At 67.3% G+C, this 15,670-nt stretch carries 14 protein-coding genes and 1 pseudogene; 11 read left to right on the top strand and 4 right to left on the bottom strand.

Annotation, left to right across the window (positions count from 1 at the left end):
• Positions 1–96 precede the first annotated feature (96 nt).
• A complete protein-coding gene (locus NWF34_RS16525; protein ID WP_258325530.1) occupies positions 97–819 on the bottom strand; it encodes a hemerythrin domain-containing protein in 723 nt (240 codons plus the stop codon).
• Between the two features lie 218 nt (positions 820–1,037).
• Here NWF34_RS16525 and NWF34_RS16520 point away from each other — a divergent pair, with 218 nt between their 5' ends.
• The 6 genes from NWF34_RS16520 (at position 1,038) to NWF34_RS16495 (ending at position 8,828) form a co-directional block, all read left to right on the top strand.
• Positions 1,038–1,619: a phosphatase PAP2 family protein gene (locus NWF34_RS16520; RefSeq protein WP_096273349.1), complete on the top strand. Its 582-nt coding sequence runs from the start codon at positions 1,038–1,040 to the stop codon at positions 1,617–1,619.
• A 61-nt stretch (positions 1,620–1,680) separates the two neighbouring features.
• Positions 1,681–4,326, top strand: a complete 2,646-nt coding sequence (locus NWF34_RS16515) for a PQQ-binding-like beta-propeller repeat protein (RefSeq protein ID WP_258325529.1) — start codon at positions 1,681–1,683, stop codon at positions 4,324–4,326.
• A 36-nt stretch (positions 4,327–4,362) separates the two neighbouring features.
• The gene (locus tag NWF34_RS16510) at positions 4,363–5,613 is read left to right on the top strand and encodes an acyl-CoA dehydrogenase family protein (RefSeq protein ID WP_258325528.1); all 1,251 of its coding nucleotides are present in this window, start codon (positions 4,363–4,365) and stop codon (positions 5,611–5,613) included.
• Positions 5,614–5,662: 49 nt separating this feature from the next.
• Entirely contained in the window at positions 5,663–6,736 is a 1,074-nt protein-coding gene (locus NWF34_RS16505; RefSeq protein WP_258325527.1) for a phosphotransferase family protein, read from the top strand.
• Positions 6,737–6,779: 43 nt separating this feature from the next.
• A complete protein-coding gene (locus tag NWF34_RS16500) occupies positions 6,780–7,946 on the top strand; it encodes an MFS transporter (RefSeq protein WP_258325526.1) in 1,167 nt (388 codons plus the stop codon).
• 213 nt (positions 7,947–8,159) lie between these two features.
• On the top strand, positions 8,160–8,828 hold the full coding sequence (locus NWF34_RS16495) for a hypothetical protein (protein ID WP_258325525.1): 669 nt from the start codon (positions 8,160–8,162) through the stop codon (positions 8,826–8,828).
• On the opposite strand, the gene NWF34_RS16490 is transcribed toward NWF34_RS16495, so the two are convergent.
• On the bottom strand, positions 8,825–9,073 hold the full coding sequence (locus NWF34_RS16490) for a DUF2530 domain-containing protein (RefSeq protein ID WP_006360672.1): 249 nt from the start codon (positions 9,071–9,073) through the stop codon (positions 8,825–8,827). The two genes, NWF34_RS16495 and NWF34_RS16490, sit on opposite strands and share 4 nt — an antisense overlap.
• A 24-nt stretch (positions 9,074–9,097) precedes the next feature.
• On the opposite strand from NWF34_RS16490, the gene NWF34_RS16485 reads away from it, so the two are divergent.
• Positions 9,098–10,684, top strand: a complete 1,587-nt coding sequence (locus NWF34_RS16485; protein WP_258325524.1) for an NCS2 family permease — start codon at positions 9,098–9,100, stop codon at positions 10,682–10,684.
• A 97-nt stretch (positions 10,685–10,781) separates the two neighbouring features.
• Positions 10,782–11,246: a MarR family winged helix-turn-helix transcriptional regulator gene (locus NWF34_RS16480; RefSeq protein WP_238064203.1), complete on the top strand. Its 465-nt coding sequence runs from the start codon at positions 10,782–10,784 to the stop codon at positions 11,244–11,246.
• A gap of 90 nt (positions 11,247–11,336) precedes the next feature.
• Here the strand turns inward: NWF34_RS16480 and NWF34_RS16475 are convergent, their stop codons facing one another.
• Positions 11,337–12,587, bottom strand: a complete 1,251-nt coding sequence (locus NWF34_RS16475) for a GNAT family N-acetyltransferase (protein WP_258325523.1) — start codon at positions 12,585–12,587, stop codon at positions 11,337–11,339.
• A 96-nt stretch (positions 12,588–12,683) separates the two neighbouring features.
• Here NWF34_RS16475 and NWF34_RS16470 point away from each other — a divergent pair, with 96 nt between their 5' ends.
• Together NWF34_RS16470 and NWF34_RS16465 are read left to right on the top strand one after the other, a co-directional pair.
• Positions 12,684–13,538: an RNA methyltransferase gene (locus NWF34_RS16470; RefSeq protein ID WP_258325522.1), complete on the top strand. Its 855-nt coding sequence runs from the start codon at positions 12,684–12,686 to the stop codon at positions 13,536–13,538.
• Complete coding sequence (locus NWF34_RS16465) at positions 13,535–13,861, top strand: DUF2537 domain-containing protein (RefSeq protein WP_258325521.1); 327 nt, start codon at positions 13,535–13,537, stop codon at positions 13,859–13,861. Before NWF34_RS16470 ends, NWF34_RS16465 begins: the two co-directional genes overlap by 4 nt.
• 144 nt (positions 13,862–14,005) lie before the next feature.
• On the opposite strand, the gene NWF34_RS16460 is transcribed toward NWF34_RS16465, so the two are convergent.
• The gene (locus NWF34_RS16460) at positions 14,006–15,241 is read right to left on the bottom strand and encodes an ISL3 family transposase (protein WP_191834435.1); all 1,236 of its coding nucleotides are present in this window, start codon (positions 15,239–15,241) and stop codon (positions 14,006–14,008) included.
• A gap of 145 nt (positions 15,242–15,386) precedes the next feature.
• On the opposite strand from NWF34_RS16460, the pseudogene NWF34_RS16455 reads away from it, so the two are divergent.
• A pseudogene (locus NWF34_RS16455) lies at positions 15,387–15,670 on the top strand (HNH endonuclease); the annotation flags it as partial.

Here is a 15,670-nt window from a genome sequence, read left to right as displayed (position 1 = left end):
GGACACAACCAGCAGATGGGCGTGCGTCACGGCCGGCCAGCGCTTCTGGGTCGGGCTCGTGATCATGCGAGCGGCCGGGGCCGCCTGGGCGCCTGCTCATCGGTCGAGGTAGTAGAAGGCGCGGCCGTCGAGCCGACGGAAACGCGGTCCACCGAGCTTGATGAGCAGCTTGAGGATGCCGGGGATGCGGGCGAACACCACCTGGCGGTCGGCGTCGGACAGACCCTTGACCATCATCGGGCTCATCCTCAGCATCTCGCCCAGGCCCGACTGCTTGCCCATCTTGGCCTCGAACTCCTCCCAGTCGTGCATCGTCATCCGGCGCTGCACGATGGCGATCGCGTCGGTCTCCTCGTGGGCGAGGTGATCGCCGAGGATCGGCTGGGCGCGGACGAGTGCGTCGACCAACTCGGAACGGGTCTGCTCGTCGGCGTGGGCGGCCATCGTCGTGAACCCGGCGTGGCACTCCTCGAGGATCGGGTCGATCTGGTCGTGTTCGGCATCCATCGCCTCGAGGACGCGCTTCTCGGCGTCGTCGCAGCGCTCCTCGAGCAGCGGCCACAGCTCGACGTCCTCGCCGTTGTGATGGTGATGAAGTGCCGTGGCGAACATCGTCCAACGGTCGGCGAGAGCGCGCCAGGTGCCGGCGTCGTCGAGCTTGGTGCGGGGTACGGCCGCGGCGAAGTCGGCGAGGTCGCGTCGGAACGCGTGGTGGAGGACGTACATCATGAACGGGTCGATCGGCCCGTTGGGCGCGGCGGCCTGACCGGGGAGGCGGAGCTGGATCGGGAACGTGGTGGCGGCGGGGTGGGTCGTCATCGGGTGGGTCCTCATCTGGTGTGTGGGGTTCGGGCTGACGGTGACCACTGTCGGTCTCGCCTCTTGTGGCGCACTTGAAGACGGCTTGAGCGTCGGGTTTCGGCAGGTCACGACGTGCGCGGCGTCGGTCGGTCGAACGATCGCGGCGTCGGGTTAGGGTCGGTGCAGTCAGAGTCGGTCGCGCTACCGGCACGCCGGAGGAGAGGAAGGTCGGACCGATGTTCCTGTCGCCGACGACGATCGACGAGAACGTGTGGGACTGGGTCGTGCGGAATCGCGCCGAGCCGTGGAACACGATCGCCGAGTTCGTCACGCTTCTCGGCAACACCCTGATCCTGACCACACTCACCGTCCTGGCGGTGATCGGCCTGGCGGCCGCCGGTCGGCGCGTCGACGCCGTGTACCTCGGCGTCGGAACCCTCCTCGGTTACGCACTGATGCAGGGACTCAAATTCGGGTTCGCGCGCAACCGGCCGCCGATCGAGGACCGGTTGCTGAACATCGACTCGTTCTCCTATCCGTCGGGCCACGCGATGATGACGATGATCGTGTTCGGTCTGTGCGCGGTGGTGGCGTACCGCTGCTTCGCGTGGGTGCGCGGGCATCGGTGGATTCTTCTGCTCGCACCGCTGCTGTCGATTCTCGTGGGGCTCACCCGAATTGAGCTCGGCGTGCACTGGACGACAGATGTGGTGTCCGGCTGGATCTTCGGGGTGCTGTGGGTCGCGCTGTGCACCTGGGTGCTCGCACGGTACGAAACGCGGAGGCGTGCAGACGTTCCCACCGCCGGCGCGAGCTGACCCGGGAAATCGTCCGGGCAGGGGATAGTTCGGACGCGTGCGATTGGGATTGACTGTGAAGATGTCGCATCCGGGTCCGCCGTCCGATGGGGATGCCGACGCGCCCCGGCCATCCGATGAGTCGCCGACGTCCATCCAACCTGCGCGTCCCACGGTGGGACCCGGGGTCTCGCTGAACAAGGACAGTCGCCCGGACCCGCACGCGACGACGCCCTCCGGCGCCGGGCCGGCGCAACCCGACCCGTACGCGTCGACGCAGTTCGGCCAGAATCCCCATCCGCCCGCCGGCATCGCGCCCCCGATGGGACCGCCCGGGTATCCACCGCCCGGCTACCAACCGCCGGGATACCAACCACCCGGCCGGCAGCCGCCGCCGGGGTATCCACCTCCCGGGTATCCACCGTCCGGTTGGCAGCCGCCACCTCCGCGCCGGTCGAACACCAAGGCGTATGTCATCACCGGGATCGCATTGGCATGCGTGCTCGCCCTCGTCGTGGGTGGCGTCGTGTGGTGGAAGACGACGCAGTCCGCGGAGGAGCCCGACCTGCTCGCCGGACAGTTGACGGGGTCGTATCCCACGGCGCCGAGTGCGGTGTGGACCGTCGAGTCGGGATCGTTCGGGGCGGACTCGTATGTGTCACCGCTGACGATGGAATCGTCATACGAGACCCTGGGCGCGGTACACGACGACCAGACACTCGTGACCCTGCTCCGAGCGGACCGCGGGAGCTCGTCCTCCGGACACCGTGTGCTGGGGATCGATGTCGCATCGGGAAAACGGTGGATGTTCGACGAGCCGGTGTCGTCATGTTCCGACGCGATCGTCGATCACACCATTGCGTGTCTCGGCAACGCGGGCGCTCACTTCATCGACACGCGAACCGGACGCTCGGCCGGCAGTGTGCCGGTCCCGGGGTCGGCCTTCGGCATCGCGTTCAACGGCAGCGCGGCATTCGTGCGGCAGTTCGGTGGCGGGCAAGGCCAGATGACGCTGATCAAGCTGACGCCACAGGGCACCGAGTGGCAGAAGACGGTGACCCTTCCCGAGGCATTACCGAGCGGGGACTCGTCGCAGTTCACGGCGACTGACAAGTTCGTCGCAAGCGCTGACGGCGTCATCGGGGTGGTGTCGGCCGACGACGGACGTGTGGTCTATACGAGCCCCGGTCGGACCGGCATCGGACGCCTTGCGGACGGCTCGCTGATGTTGTTGAGCGGCAGCATGAACGGTGGGCAGCCGCAGAACGGGCCGGTCGTGCACCTGCGCGCCGACGGCACCACTGCAGAATTCCCGGGCGTCTACCTGGCGGTCGCATCTGTCGCGACACCCGGCCAGCGTGACCGGGTGCTGGCTGGTGGCGCGTACGTCGATCTCCGCGACGGCGAGACCGCATGGTCGATTCCCGACTTCACCAACGGCATCGTCACGGGGTTCGTCGCCGATGACCGTGAGTTCGTCTACCTGCACAGTGGGCAAGTCGTGTCGCTGGACGCCGACAGTGGCCGGCCGCGCTGGACTGCCCCGGCGGGTGCGTATGGAGGACGGACGGGTGAAGGGGTCACCGACGGTGAACGCGTCATCGTGCCGTCCCGTGACAACGGTGTCGTCGCCATCGATCTGGCGACCGGGTCCACGGTGTGGTCGATGCCGCCGACCGCGATCGGGAACGTTGTCGCGCAGGACGACACCTACGTCGACCCGGCACGCACCTTCGCCATCGGCGACCGTCTGGTCACGCTGACCTCGACCACGATCACCGGATTCGCCCCGACGGGTCCGCGCGCGATCGTCCCGGGCACCACCCGGGCGAGCGACCGCGGCTCCGGCGGTGGGGGAACGGAGTACGTGACACCGTGCGGGTCGCCGCCGGTCTTCACCCCGCAGTCGTTCCGCACCGCCACCGGTGGCCTCGTCGTCACGATGAGGGTCACCGCGAAGTGTCCCGGCGGGGACGTCCTGTTCGGTCCGCAGACCCGGATCACCATCTCCGATGGCGGGGGTCTGGTCGCGTCGGGCATCTTCGACTTCCAGCGATCCCCGCTCGCCGTCCCGGCGCCCGATGGTGGTGGCGCCCTCGATCTCGAGCTGACCTACCCGCCGGGCAGTTTCTTCCGGTTGCCCGACACGCTGAACGGAAGCGGACCGAGTTCGGGTTCTGCCGGTGGCTCCGGCTCGGGTTCGGCTGGGGGACAGTATCTCGTCGACTGTGACAAGGGCCCGACGCCGGGGCCGCCACCTTCGCTTGCCACGCCGGGCTCGGGCATGCCGGCGGCATCGTCGGTCGCCACGGGCGGCGCGTTCCCGGCCGGCACGGATGTGACCGCGACCAGCGTCGACGCCCTTCGCCTGCAAGCCGACGCCGACCGCGCCTTCATCCTCGCCAACCTGAACAACCGCTGGGTTGCCCAGCTCAGCTCGAAACGTCCGGGTCTGGTGGCCGACGGTCGTACCTGGGACGATCAGGCCATCCTCGACGAGTTCCTCGCACTTCGTCTGCGGTTCAACGATGTTCGGTTGCTGTGGAGTGATGAGTGGCCGGTGTTCTCGTACCAGGGCTGGTGGGTGACGGTCGCGGCGGCGACGTTCCCCGGCCCGGTGGAGGCGAACAACTGGTGCCGAACCCAGGGCTTCGACCCCGACCACTGCTTCGCCAAACTCGTGAGCACCACGGCCGGACCGGACGGCTCGACGCTGTACTGGAAGTAGCCGCCGGAAAGGGCTCCTCCGCGATACGGTCGGGGAATGGATTTCTCTCCGTCCCCACGGTCCGCCGAGCTCACCGAGCGAGTGCGGGCGTTCGTCACCAACGAGATCGAACCCGTCGAATCCCGGATCCACCAGGACATCAAGGAACGGCGCGACGGGGACGGCGATCCTTGGACGCCGTCGCCGATCATCGCCGAACTGCAGGCGAAGGCGCGTTCTGAGGGCCTGTGGAACCTCTTCCTGCCCGCTGCGCACGCCGGTCGCTACGCCGCCGACTTCGGGACCGACGGGGGAGAGGGCCTGTCCAACGTCGACTACGCCCCGATCGCCGAGGCGATGGGATCGTCGGCGCTGTCGCCGGTCATCTTCAACTGCAACGCCCCCGACACCGGAAACATGGAAGTTCTGCTTCGGTACGGCTCCGAGGAGCAGCGGGAGCGCTGGCTGGAACCGCTGCTGCGCGCCGACATCCGCAGCGCCTTCTGCATGACCGAGCCGGCGGTTGCCTCCTCGGATGCCACCAACATGGCCGCGTCGGCCGTGCTCGACGGTGACGACGTGGTCATCAACGGCACCAAGTGGTTCTCCACCGGTGTCGGGCACCCCGACTGCAAGGTCCTGATCTTCATGGGCGTCACCGACGCCGAGGCCGACCGCAAGTCGCGCCACACCATGGTCCTCATCCCGACCGACACGCCCGGCGTCACGATCGACCGGATGCTCACCACCATGGGCTATTTCGACGAGCCGTTCGGCCACGGCGAGGTGTCCTTCACCGACGTCCGCGTCCCGGCGTCGAACATCCTCCTGGGACCGGGCCGCGCCTTCGAGATCGCCCAGGGTCGCCTCGGCCCGGGACGTGTGCATCACTGCATGCGAGCGATCGGCCTGGCCGAACGCGCACTGGAACTCGGTGTCCGCCGGGCACTCTCGCGGGAGGCGTTCGGTAAGCAACTGGCCCGGCTCGGTGGTAACAGCGAACGGATCGCCGATGCCCGCATCGCGATCAACCGCTCGCGCCTGCTGGTCCACCACGCCGCCTGGCTGCTCGACCAGGGCATGTCGCGGGAGGCATTGTCCGCGGTTAGCGAGATCAAGGTCGAGGTCCCGAACATGGCCCTGTCCGTCATCGACATGGCCATCCAGCTCCACGGCGGTGCCGGCCTCACCGACGACTTCCCGCTCGCGCAGGCCTGGGTCGGTGCACGTTCGCTGCGCCTGGCCGACGGTCCGGATGAGGTGCACCGCAACGTCGTTGCCCGCCTGGAACTCGGTAAGTACCGCTGACCGCGGCCCGCCCACACACATTCACGAACGAGAAGGGTGACTTCCCACGATGGCTGACCAGGTGACCGAGGCGCGCGAGGTGCGGGACGAGGACGCGTTCGACGTCGAGGCGGTGGCCTCGTGGCTGCGGACCGCGGCGCCGGACGTCGAGGGCCTCGACGCGGTGCCCGAGGTGCGGCAATTCGCCGGTGGCGCTTCCAATCTCACCTACCTGCTGCGGTACCCGACGCGGGACCTGATCCTGCGCCGGGCCCCGCGCGGTACCAAGGCGCGCGGCGCGCATGACATGCGCCGCGAGTACCGCATCCAGTCCGAACTCTCCGGGGTTATCCGGTACATCGCACCGATGGTCGCCTTCTGCGACGACGATTCGGTCCTCGGCGCCGACTTCTACGTCATGGGTCGCATCGACGGCGTCATCCCGCGCAAGGAGTGGCCCGCCGACGTCCCGCTCGACGGCGATCAGGCACGGCAACTCTGCTTCAACTTCATCGACACGCTCGTCGAGGTGCATTCGGTCGACCCGGCGAAGACCGGTCTCGGCGACCTCGGGAAGGGACTCGGCTACGTCCGGCGCCAGGTCGACGGCTGGACCGCCCGGTTCCGCAACGCGCACACCGACGACGTGCCCGATTTCGAGGCGGCGATGGCGTGGCTGGCCGACAACCAGCCCGACGATGTGGCGAACTGCATCATCCACAACGACTTCAAGCTCGACAACGTGGTGCTCGACAAGGATGACCCGACGAAGGTCATCGGCATCCTGGACTGGGAGATGGCCACGCTGGGTGATCCGCTGATGGATGTCGCGGGGTCGATGGCGTACTGGATCCAGGCCGACGATCCCGACGACCTACAGCTCATGCGCCGCGTCCCGACGAACCTGCCGGGGATGATCACGCGTGCGGAGTTCGTCGAACGATACTGCGAGCGTATGGGTTTCGAGATGTCGGCGGAGCGGTGGCGGTGGTACGAGGCGTTCGGACTCTTCCGGGCCGTCGTCATCGCGCAACAGATCTACTACCGCTACTACCACGGGCAGACCACCAACAAGGAGTTCGAACGACTGGGTTACGCGGTGGGCATCATCGGCAAACGCCTGAACGAGATCGTCGCCGGCTGACCGGCCGGGACGACCCGCCGTAGCGGGCCTCTACAGTGAACTCGTGACGGCCTCGCCGCGTTCGATCGCGCCCCTGTACCTCGCGGGTTTCACCACGGCATTCGGCGCGCACGGCGTCGCGACGGTTCTCGGTTCCGAAAGCGACGACATCGGACTGTCGCTGCTGGGCCTGGGCCTGGTGCTCGCGTTGTACGACCTCGCCGAGGTGGTTCTCAAACCGCTGTTCGGGGCTCTGAGCGATCGCATCGGGGCCAAACCGGTGATCCTCGGCGGGCTGATCGCCTTCGCGGTGGCGTCGTTGATCGGCGTGGCGACCGCGACGCCGCTGGCTCTCGCGCTCGCCCGGCTCGGGCAGGGCGCCGCGGCGTCCGCGTTCTCGCCCGCTTCGTCGGCGGCGGTGGCCCGCCTGGCGGGACGAGAACGATTGGGGCACTACTTCGGTCGGTACGGCGCGTGGAAGAGCCTGGGCTATGTGTTCGGACCCCTGCTCGGCGTCGGACTCGTGTACCTGGGCGGGATTCGGTCGCTGTACGCGGCACTCGCGGTCCTCGGTCTCGCCGCCGCCGTCTGGGTGGCCGTCGCATTGCCCGCGCCGCCCGTGCTGCCCCGGCAGCGATACACCCTCGCCGACCTGGCCCGTCAGACGACCGAACGCGGCTTCCTCATCCCCACGATGCTGCTCGCGACCACGACCGCGATTCTCGGTGTCGCCGTGGGCTTCCTACCGCTACTGGCCTCGCGCGAGGGTCTGCCGTCGTTCGTCGGCGCGGCGGCGGTCGCGGTTCTCGCCCTGGTGTCCGCCGTCGTCCAGCCGATGGTCGGGCGGTATCGGGACGAAGGCCGGGTGACCATCCGAACCGGAGCCCTGGCCGGGATGGCCGTCGGCGCGGCCGCACTGATACTCGTCGCGTTCGTGCCCCACGCCGCGACATTGCTCGTCGCAGCCGCGGCGATCGGGATGACGGTCGGCGGTGTCACGCCGTTGGCCTTTGCCCACCTCGCCGACTCGACGCCCGACGAGCGGATGGGTCGCACGATGGGCAACGCCGAACTCGGCCGCGAGGTGGGTGACGCCGGCGGGCCGCTGATGGTCGGGGCCATCGCCACCTTCGCGACCCTGCCCATCGCGCTGCTCGCCCTCGCGGTGGTGGCCCTAGGCATCGGGGCAACCGGGCGACAAGCCCTGCGCCCGGTCGACGACCCGGCCTAGGTCCTCTTCGTGAGCTGACCTTGGATGGCTCTCCCGTGGGCGTCGGGTCGGTTGATCAGAGGGTTCCCCGTGGTTGGGCCTCGGGCATCGTGGGTACGGCGCTGTCGGCGCGGCGCCAGCGGACTGTCCATGCGCCGGGTGCCCGTCCCGGATTCGCTCGCGTCGACACCGTGCGCTCTGGTAGTCATATATGAAACCTGATTGGGGGCCTGGGTGAGTGCAGCGACGATCCTGCTGATCGTTCTCGGGGTGTTGGTGGTGCTCGGCGTGCTCGGGCTCATCGCGCTGTTCGTCCTGCATGGGCTGGCCGGCAACCCCGGCCGGTTCGCGGTGCGGGAGCTCGCGCTCGACGAGGTCGACGACTACATCGATCGCCGGGCGTCGTTCGCGATCACCTTGCAGGAGACGACGCCGCTGTCGCGCCGCGAGGTGTGGGAGCGGCTCACCGAGGCCGAGTACCTCTCGAGCCTGCCGTTCCTCACCGGGCCGCGATGGATCACTGCCGAGGCGGGGGCTGTTGCCGTCGACTTGCGGCGGACGATGTCGGGCACCATCCTGTCGGTCGAGGAGCGGCTCGCCGCGGTCACCGAGCACGAGCAACTCGTCCTGGTGGGCACGGGGATCTCGCTGCCGTTCGCGATCAAGAACTTCGCCGAGCGATTCACCATCACCGACGGCGCACGGCTCGACACCGCCACGGTGACGTGGGAGATCGCCGGGTCGCCGCGGTGGGTCGGCTGGTTGCCGTGGCGGTGGGGTGTGCCGTTCATCCGGCCAGTGCTCGGATTTGTCCTGCGTCACGTCCTCCGGCTCAAGCCGTTCCGGCGTCCGAGCGCAGGGGAGAACCGCAGCGGCGCGTCGGGAATCGCGGACCCGATCTAGTCCAGACCCTCCTGCGCACCGCGGGCGCCTCGGCGGACGCCGGCCCGCTGGACCAGCACGATCGTGGTGCCGAGAAGGCCGACGCCGAGCCCGACGAGACAGATCCGGAGTGCGTTGCCGCCGCCCACATCGTTGACCGCGACGACCACCGTCGCCACCAGCCAGGCCACCATCCCGACCACGATCACCGGCTCGGGAGCACGCAGCACGCGCGGTAGTTCGGGGACGTCGACTGTATCGGCCATGAGACAAAGGGTAGCTTTCCACAGGTGCCCAAAGATGTCCCGAGTGAGGCCCGCGACCTGACACCCGCCGACACCTCGACCGCGGAGGCGACCGCTGCGGCCGACGCAGGTGTTGCCGGCCCGGCAACGGTCGACACCGGCCCCGCGACCACCGCAGGCCCTGCGTCCACGACGCCCAACGGTCGACTCGACCGTTTCTTCAAGATCTCCGAGCGCGGATCGACGATCAACCGCGAGTTCCGCGGCGGCCTGGTCACGTTCTTCACGATGGCCTACATCGTGGTGCTCAACCCGATCATCATCGGCGGCATCCCCGGCGGCGACAAGAACGCCGACGTGCTCGGCAACGTGCTGCCGCTGGCGCAGGTCGCCGCGGTCACCGCACTGGTCGCGGGCGTGATGTCGATCCTGTTCGGTCTCGTCGCCAACTATCCGTTCGCGATCGCCGCCGGTCTCGGAATCAACAGTCTTCTCGCAGTCTCGATCGCGCCCGAGGTGACGTGGCCGGAGGCGATGGGTCTCGTCGTGGTCGACGGCATCATCATCGTGCTGCTGGCGGTGACGGGATTCCGCACGGCGGTGTTCAACGCGGTGCCGACCGAGCTCAAGGCGGCCATCGCCGCCGGCATCGGCGCGTTCATCGCGTTCATCGGCTTCGTCGACGCCGGCTTCGTCAGACGCATCCCGGACGCCGCCGGAACCACGGTTCCGGTCCAGCTGGGCAGCGACAACTCGATCGCCACCATCCCGACGCTGATCTTCGCCCTCGGCGTCCTGATCATGGGTGTCCTGGTGGTACGGAAGGTCCCGGGCGGTCTGCTGATCGGGATCGCGATCACCACCGTCCTGTCGGTCGTGCTCGAGCGCATCTTCGACTACGGCTCCAGCATGGACAACCCGTCGGGCTGGGGCCTCACCGTGCCCGACATCCCCACCGCGCTGGGCGGATTGCCCGACCTCAGCCTCGTCGGAGATGTCGACCTGTTCGGCGCGTTCACCCGCATCGGTGTGCTGGCGGCGTCGGTGTTCGTGTTCGCTCTCGTCCTGTCCAACTTCTTCGATGCGATGGGGACGATGACCGGCCTCGGCAAGGAGGCCGGCCTGGCCGACGAGAAGGGCAACCTCCCCGGCATCGGCCGTGCGCTGGTGGTCGAGGGGACCGGCGCCATCGCCGGCGGTGCCGCGTCGGCGTCGTCGAACACCGTCTTCGTCGAATCGGCCTCGGGTATCGCCGAGGGCGCGCGGACGGGTCTGGCGAACGTCGTCACCGGCGTGCTGTTCCTGGTCGCCATGTTCCTCACCCCGATTTACGAGGTGATCCCGCTCGAGGCGATCGCACCGGCTCTCGTGGTGGTGGGTGCGATGATGATCGGGCAGTTGACGGCAGTCGACTTCCGTCGTTTCGACTTCGCGCTGCCGGCCTTCCTGACCGTGGTGACGATGCCCTTCACGTACTCCATCGCGAACGGAATCGGTATCGGCTTCATCAGCTGGGTCGTGATGGCCACCGCCTCCGGCAAGGCACGCTCGGTCCATCCGCTGCTGTGGCTGGTGGCCGCGGTCTTCGTCGCCTACTTCGCTCGTGGACCGATCTCCGACCTCATCAGCTAACGCCTGTAGTCAAAATTTGCGACCGGTTTGTCATCCACCCGGGTCAATTTGCTTTGCTTAGGGATCTGGGCGTCGATACCTGCCCTACTCTGGGGTAATGCATTCACCGTATGGTGACGGAAGTCTATCCGGCGACCTGTCGCTCGCCGTCGTACGTCTCGCGCGACGCCTGAGGGGGCGGCGCGAGAACAAGCTGGTCTCGCTGACGCAGCTCTCCGCCCTCTACACGTTGCACCACGAAGGTCCGATGACCCCTGGTGCTCTCGCCGCGGCTGAGAGGGTGCGCCCCCCGTCGATGACGAGGGTGATCGCGTCGCTGTCGGATCTGGGCATGATCAAGCGCGAACCTCATCCGACCGACGGGCGTCAGGCCATCGTGACCCTCTCGCAGGACGGGGTGGAGGTCATCAAGGAAGAGCTGGCGGCCCGCGAGGCCTGGCTGAGCGACCGGCTGCGCGAACTGTCGCCGGACGAACGGGACGCCCTGCGCGAGGGCGTGATCATCTTCAACAAGATCCTCGGTAAGCCGGACTCCGACGTGCAGCACACCCGGGCGGTCTAGTCTGCTCCCTGAGGAGTCCCGGAGCTTGCGGAGGGACGTCTCTTTGCTCCCTGAGGAGTCCTGGAGCTTGCGGAGGGACGTCTCGAAGGGTCAGAAGAACGTGCCGGAGAACGGTGCGCGATCGGTGGTGAAGGCCTGGTCCAGAGCTCGAAGCGTTGTCGGGGAGTCGACGCTGAGCCGGCCGGCCGCCGCGAAGGCCGACGGTCGTGTGCCGCCGAGATAGATGCTCGACAGTACCGAGGTGTCCATCTTCACTGTGGGCGTTGCGGTTTCGGCCGCCGGCGCGACGATCGCGTCGCCGCCGCGCGCGGACACCGTGAAAACCCCTCCGTGACCACGGAACTCGTCGGTGACCTCGATGACGGCATCGAGGTCGGCGGCGTACTTCCGCGATCCCAGCGCGGCCGGGATGTCGAGGATGCGTAGCCACATCTCGTCGCGCAGGCCGGTGATCGACACATCTCGCGCGTTGATCAGCTTGTGGCGCAACGGGTCGTCGACCGGGATGGTCGCGGTCAGTGACGGGATCAGGTCGAGGTTGGTCAGCACCCGCCACAGGTCGGAGTGGGCGTCGTCGGTGACGGCGAAGACCTCGTTCACCTCGCCCCGTACGCCGCCGTTCTCGTTCTTGTAGATGCGGTAACTGGCGTAGCCGTCGTCGTGCAGCAGGTAATGCAGTCCGCTCGCGGGCAGCGGACGCTCCGACGGCCGGTCGGCGAGGATCGGGGCCCACCAGGCGGGGGTCCGGGTGAGCGCGCCGGGGGTGGTGAGCGTCCAGCGTGCATGGAGATCGGGTACGGCAGCGGCGATCTCGTCGACGTCGGCGAAGCGCACGGTCGCGTCCTTCGGCTGATCGCCGCGCATCGGTGCATGACCGGGCGTGATCGACACGGTGTTGGAGAAGCACGCCGGACCGAACCCGAAGCGTTCGTAGATGGTGCCCTCACTCGCGGTCAGGATCGCGAACGTGTAGTTCTCGGCCTCCCACTGCCCGAACAGCTCGGTCAGCATCGTGCGCAGGATTCCACGACGACGATGCGTCGACGCCACGGACACCCACGACAGTCCGGCGGCGTCGGCCACACCGGCGCCGGGTAACGACATCGACATCCGGTAGAACATCGACACCCCGACGAGCGGCTTCGACGGGAGGCCGGTGTCGCGCACCAGGACGATGTCGTCGTCGGCGACCTTGCCGCGAAGGTCGGCGCGCTCGTCGTCGGGCAGTGGATTGCGCATGGCGAATGCACGGGCATCGGTGGTGATGATGTCGTCCCAGTCGGCGTCGGTGGCGCGCTGGAGGGACAGACGTGACGTCGGGGTCGAGACGCTGTTGGTCACGAGTTCAAGATTTCCACATCGGCGGGGCCGGGGTACTCATCGGGTGTTCGAACGGGTGTCGCAGGTCACGTACGGCCCGGGTGGCACACTGTTCCGGTGCCCGGGCTCGCAGTGGAAGTGATCGACATCGACGACCCGCAGGATCCCCGGGTCGAGGACTTCCGTGACCTCAACTCGGTGGACCGCCGACCCGACCTCCCGGTTCTGCCCGGCGGACGCCCGGGACGCGGTTTGGTCATCGCCGAAGGCGTGCTCGTCGCGCAGCGCATGATCGCCTCGAGGTTCGCCGCCCACGCCCTTCTCGGCGTCGACAAGCGTCTGAAGGAACTCGACGACGATCTGCGCGACCCGTCGCTGTCGGGTGTCCCGTTCTTCCGGGCCTCGGCCGAGGTGATGGCCGAGATCGTCGGGTTCCATCTCAACCGCGGCGTCCTCGCCGTCGCGCGACGCCCCGAGGTGCTCTCGGTGCCGGACATCGTCGAGACCGCTCGCACCGTGGCGATCCTCGAAGGCGTCAACGATCACGAGAACATCGGCTCGATCTTCCGCAACGCCGCCGGCCTGGGCGTCGATGCCGTCCTGTTCGGTCAGGGCTGCGCCGACCCGTTGTACCGGCGTTGCGTGCGCGTCTCGATGGGTCATGCCCTGCTGGTGCCGTTCGCGAAGTTCGACGAGTGGCCCCGTGGTCTCGACGAACTGCGTTCCCGCGACTTCCGTCTCGTCTCGATGACCCCGGACCCCGACGCGGTGACCCTCGCCGAGGCGGTCGACGCCGAGAAGATCGGATTCCTGGTGGGCGCCGAAGGGCCCGGCCTCACCGCGTCGGCGATGGCGTCGACGGATGTGAAGGCCCGCATCCCGATGAGTCGCGGAACCGACTCGCTCAACGTTGCGACAGCCGCGGCCGTCGCGTTCTACGAGCGTGTCCGGTCGGGCACGATGGGGGAGTGAACACTCCCGAACCGTTCGATCGGAATGGCGAGCCCACTCCGTGGGTGGGGCACACCGAGCCCACGCCCTGGGCGCTCGGCATCGTCGTATCCGCCGTCTGTGCACTCTTCGGGGCGTTCGTGCTCGTCGGGATCTACGAACTGATCGGTGGCATCCTGAAGTTCCTCGGCATCGCCGCGGTGCTCGTCGTCGCCGGCGGCCTCGGCTGGACCCTCTGGGAGTTCCGCTACCGCCTCGTATGGCGCTGGATCGTGTGGGGCCTGCTCATCGGCTTCCTGGCCGGGGTCACGTCGTCGATCGCCTTGCTGATCATGGGTCGGTAGCTCTCCCGCCAGGCAGTCCGGGCTCATCTACCAGACACCACCGACAGTGCCGAGCCGATGAGTGGACTTCGAGATTCGTTGCACAACAGGGGATTCGCGGGTAGAGTCGAACATGTATCCCCCTCTTGACGTTTTCGTGGGCCACTATTGGTGCGGCAGAACGGGACATGCACCGCCTCGGGTGAGGGTGGCCATGGCTGTGAGAGCTTCTGGGGAGTGAAATCCGTAGGCTCGTTTGGTCAGCGCTCTCAGGTGGGTGTTGGTGGCTTCGGCCCGGGCGTTCGATAAGCCCACGACAACCGAGTTGTAGATCTGGACCTGCTGCTGTCGTACCGATTTTGATAGACCGACGAATTCGATGATTCGACTGTGTTCTGCCCGATGCAGCCAGAGTTCGAGCCGTCGCCACGCACCAGAATGGGTCCCGGTGACGATGTGGCGGAGTTCCTCTTTCAGCTGGTAGGCGCGGGCGAGTTCGCTATTGGCGCGTTTGACGACCAGCTCGCATGTCCGCTGTTGAGCTGGCGTGAGGTTTTCGGGGTTCTTCAACAACGCCCATCTCAGATGCCGACGATCGGTGTTCGAGAGTCCGCGGACACGGTGGAGGACTCGGCTGCGGCACCGGTCCACGGCCCGCGTCGCCCACTGGACGACATGAAACGGATCCATGCATCGGATAGCGTCGGGAACACGTTCTGCGACAACAGTTTCGATGTATTGACCTGCGTCGGCACTCACGTGGGTCAGCTCTGCGCTGCGTGTGACGCCGAGCTCGTCGAAGAACTGGCGAAGAGTCTTCTTGGTTGCCCCCTCGCGTGCCCACACCAATCTTCCGGTGTCGTGATCGATGATCACCGTCATATAGCGTCGGCCCTTCCGATAGGCGATCTCATCGATCCCGATCCTGCGCAAGCCATTCAGCCGATCGGTGCGTCCGGTGTGATCGGCGACGACACGAGCGATGATGCGCTGTACCGTACGCCACGAGACCCGCATGTACTCACACACCGCTGAGGCCGGGCTGTGCGCAGCAAGCCAGGCGACCGTGTCGTCGAAGGCTCGGGTCATCTTGGCGGCGGGCCGTGCCCATGGCACGTGCTCAGTGACCACGCCATGGTGTGCGCAGTCCACGCGGTGAACATATCCCTGCAGGTAGCAGCGTGTTCCGCCCAGGTCGAGATGCCGCCAACGCCGGGGTTGGGTCCCACGGTCATAGCCCGGCCGGCGCCGTCGGCAGTGCGGGCACCGCGAGCTTTGTGCGCGATGTGCACGCACCGAGACAACTAATAGCCGGCCGTCATCATCGTCTTCAAAGGCAACGTCGAGCACCACCAGGTGCTCGATCTTCAGTAACTTCTGCAGTAGTCTGGTACCACGCAACGCCCTGCTCCTCGGTTTAGTCTTCGCAAACCAAACCTTATGTGAGACAGGGCGTTGCGCCCTTTAGGCGCACCGGAAAGCACCCACAGAACCGTCAAGAGTGCCACATGTATTCGATCACTGGTTTCCGGGGGGTGCCGCGACCATGTCAGACATCTCACGGCCCGAGGCTGCCGCAGTCTCGCCTTCCGAGGCCGCCGCACTCATCGATCAGCTCCACTCCCTCATCGACGAGCTGCAGACCGTCGACCTGACGCAGTGCTCGGATGCCGAACTGGTCGACGTCGCGGCAGAGACCGAAAGGGCGATCGCGCGACTGAGTTTCGCCGGGGACCGTCAGGTCGTCGAAGCCACCGAACGTGACCTACCCCGTAAGACCGGGCACCGCAGCGTCATCCAGTTCATGACCCACCGCCTCCGGATCGCCGA

This window comes from Gordonia sp. GONU (genome assembly GCF_024733855.1).
Taxonomy (GTDB): Bacteria; Actinomycetota; Actinomycetes; order Mycobacteriales; family Mycobacteriaceae; genus Gordonia; species Gordonia amicalis.
This window is presented reverse-complemented; position numbering and strand designations above follow the sequence as displayed.

Bases quoted from the DNA above. Each gene is read 5' to 3' on its own strand.
- NWF34_RS16525 (WP_258325530.1), bottom strand. From the start codon at position 819: ATGACGACCCACCCCGCCGCCACCACGTTCCCGATCCAGCTCCGCCTC.
- NWF34_RS16520 (WP_096273349.1), top strand. From the start codon at position 1,038: ATGTTCCTGTCGCCGACGACGATCGACGAGAACGTGTGGGACTGGGTC.
- NWF34_RS16515 (WP_258325529.1), top strand. From the start codon at position 1,681: ATGTCGCATCCGGGTCCGCCGTCCGATGGGGATGCCGACGCGCCCCGG.
- NWF34_RS16510 (WP_258325528.1), top strand. From the start codon at position 4,363: ATGGATTTCTCTCCGTCCCCACGGTCCGCCGAGCTCACCGAGCGAGTG.
- NWF34_RS16505 (WP_258325527.1), top strand. From the start codon at position 5,663: ATGGCTGACCAGGTGACCGAGGCGCGCGAGGTGCGGGACGAGGACGCG.
- NWF34_RS16490 (WP_006360672.1), bottom strand. From the start codon at position 9,073: ATGGCCGATACAGTCGACGTCCCCGAACTACCGCGCGTGCTGCGTGCT.
- NWF34_RS16480 (WP_238064203.1), top strand. From the start codon at position 10,782: ATGCATTCACCGTATGGTGACGGAAGTCTATCCGGCGACCTGTCGCTC.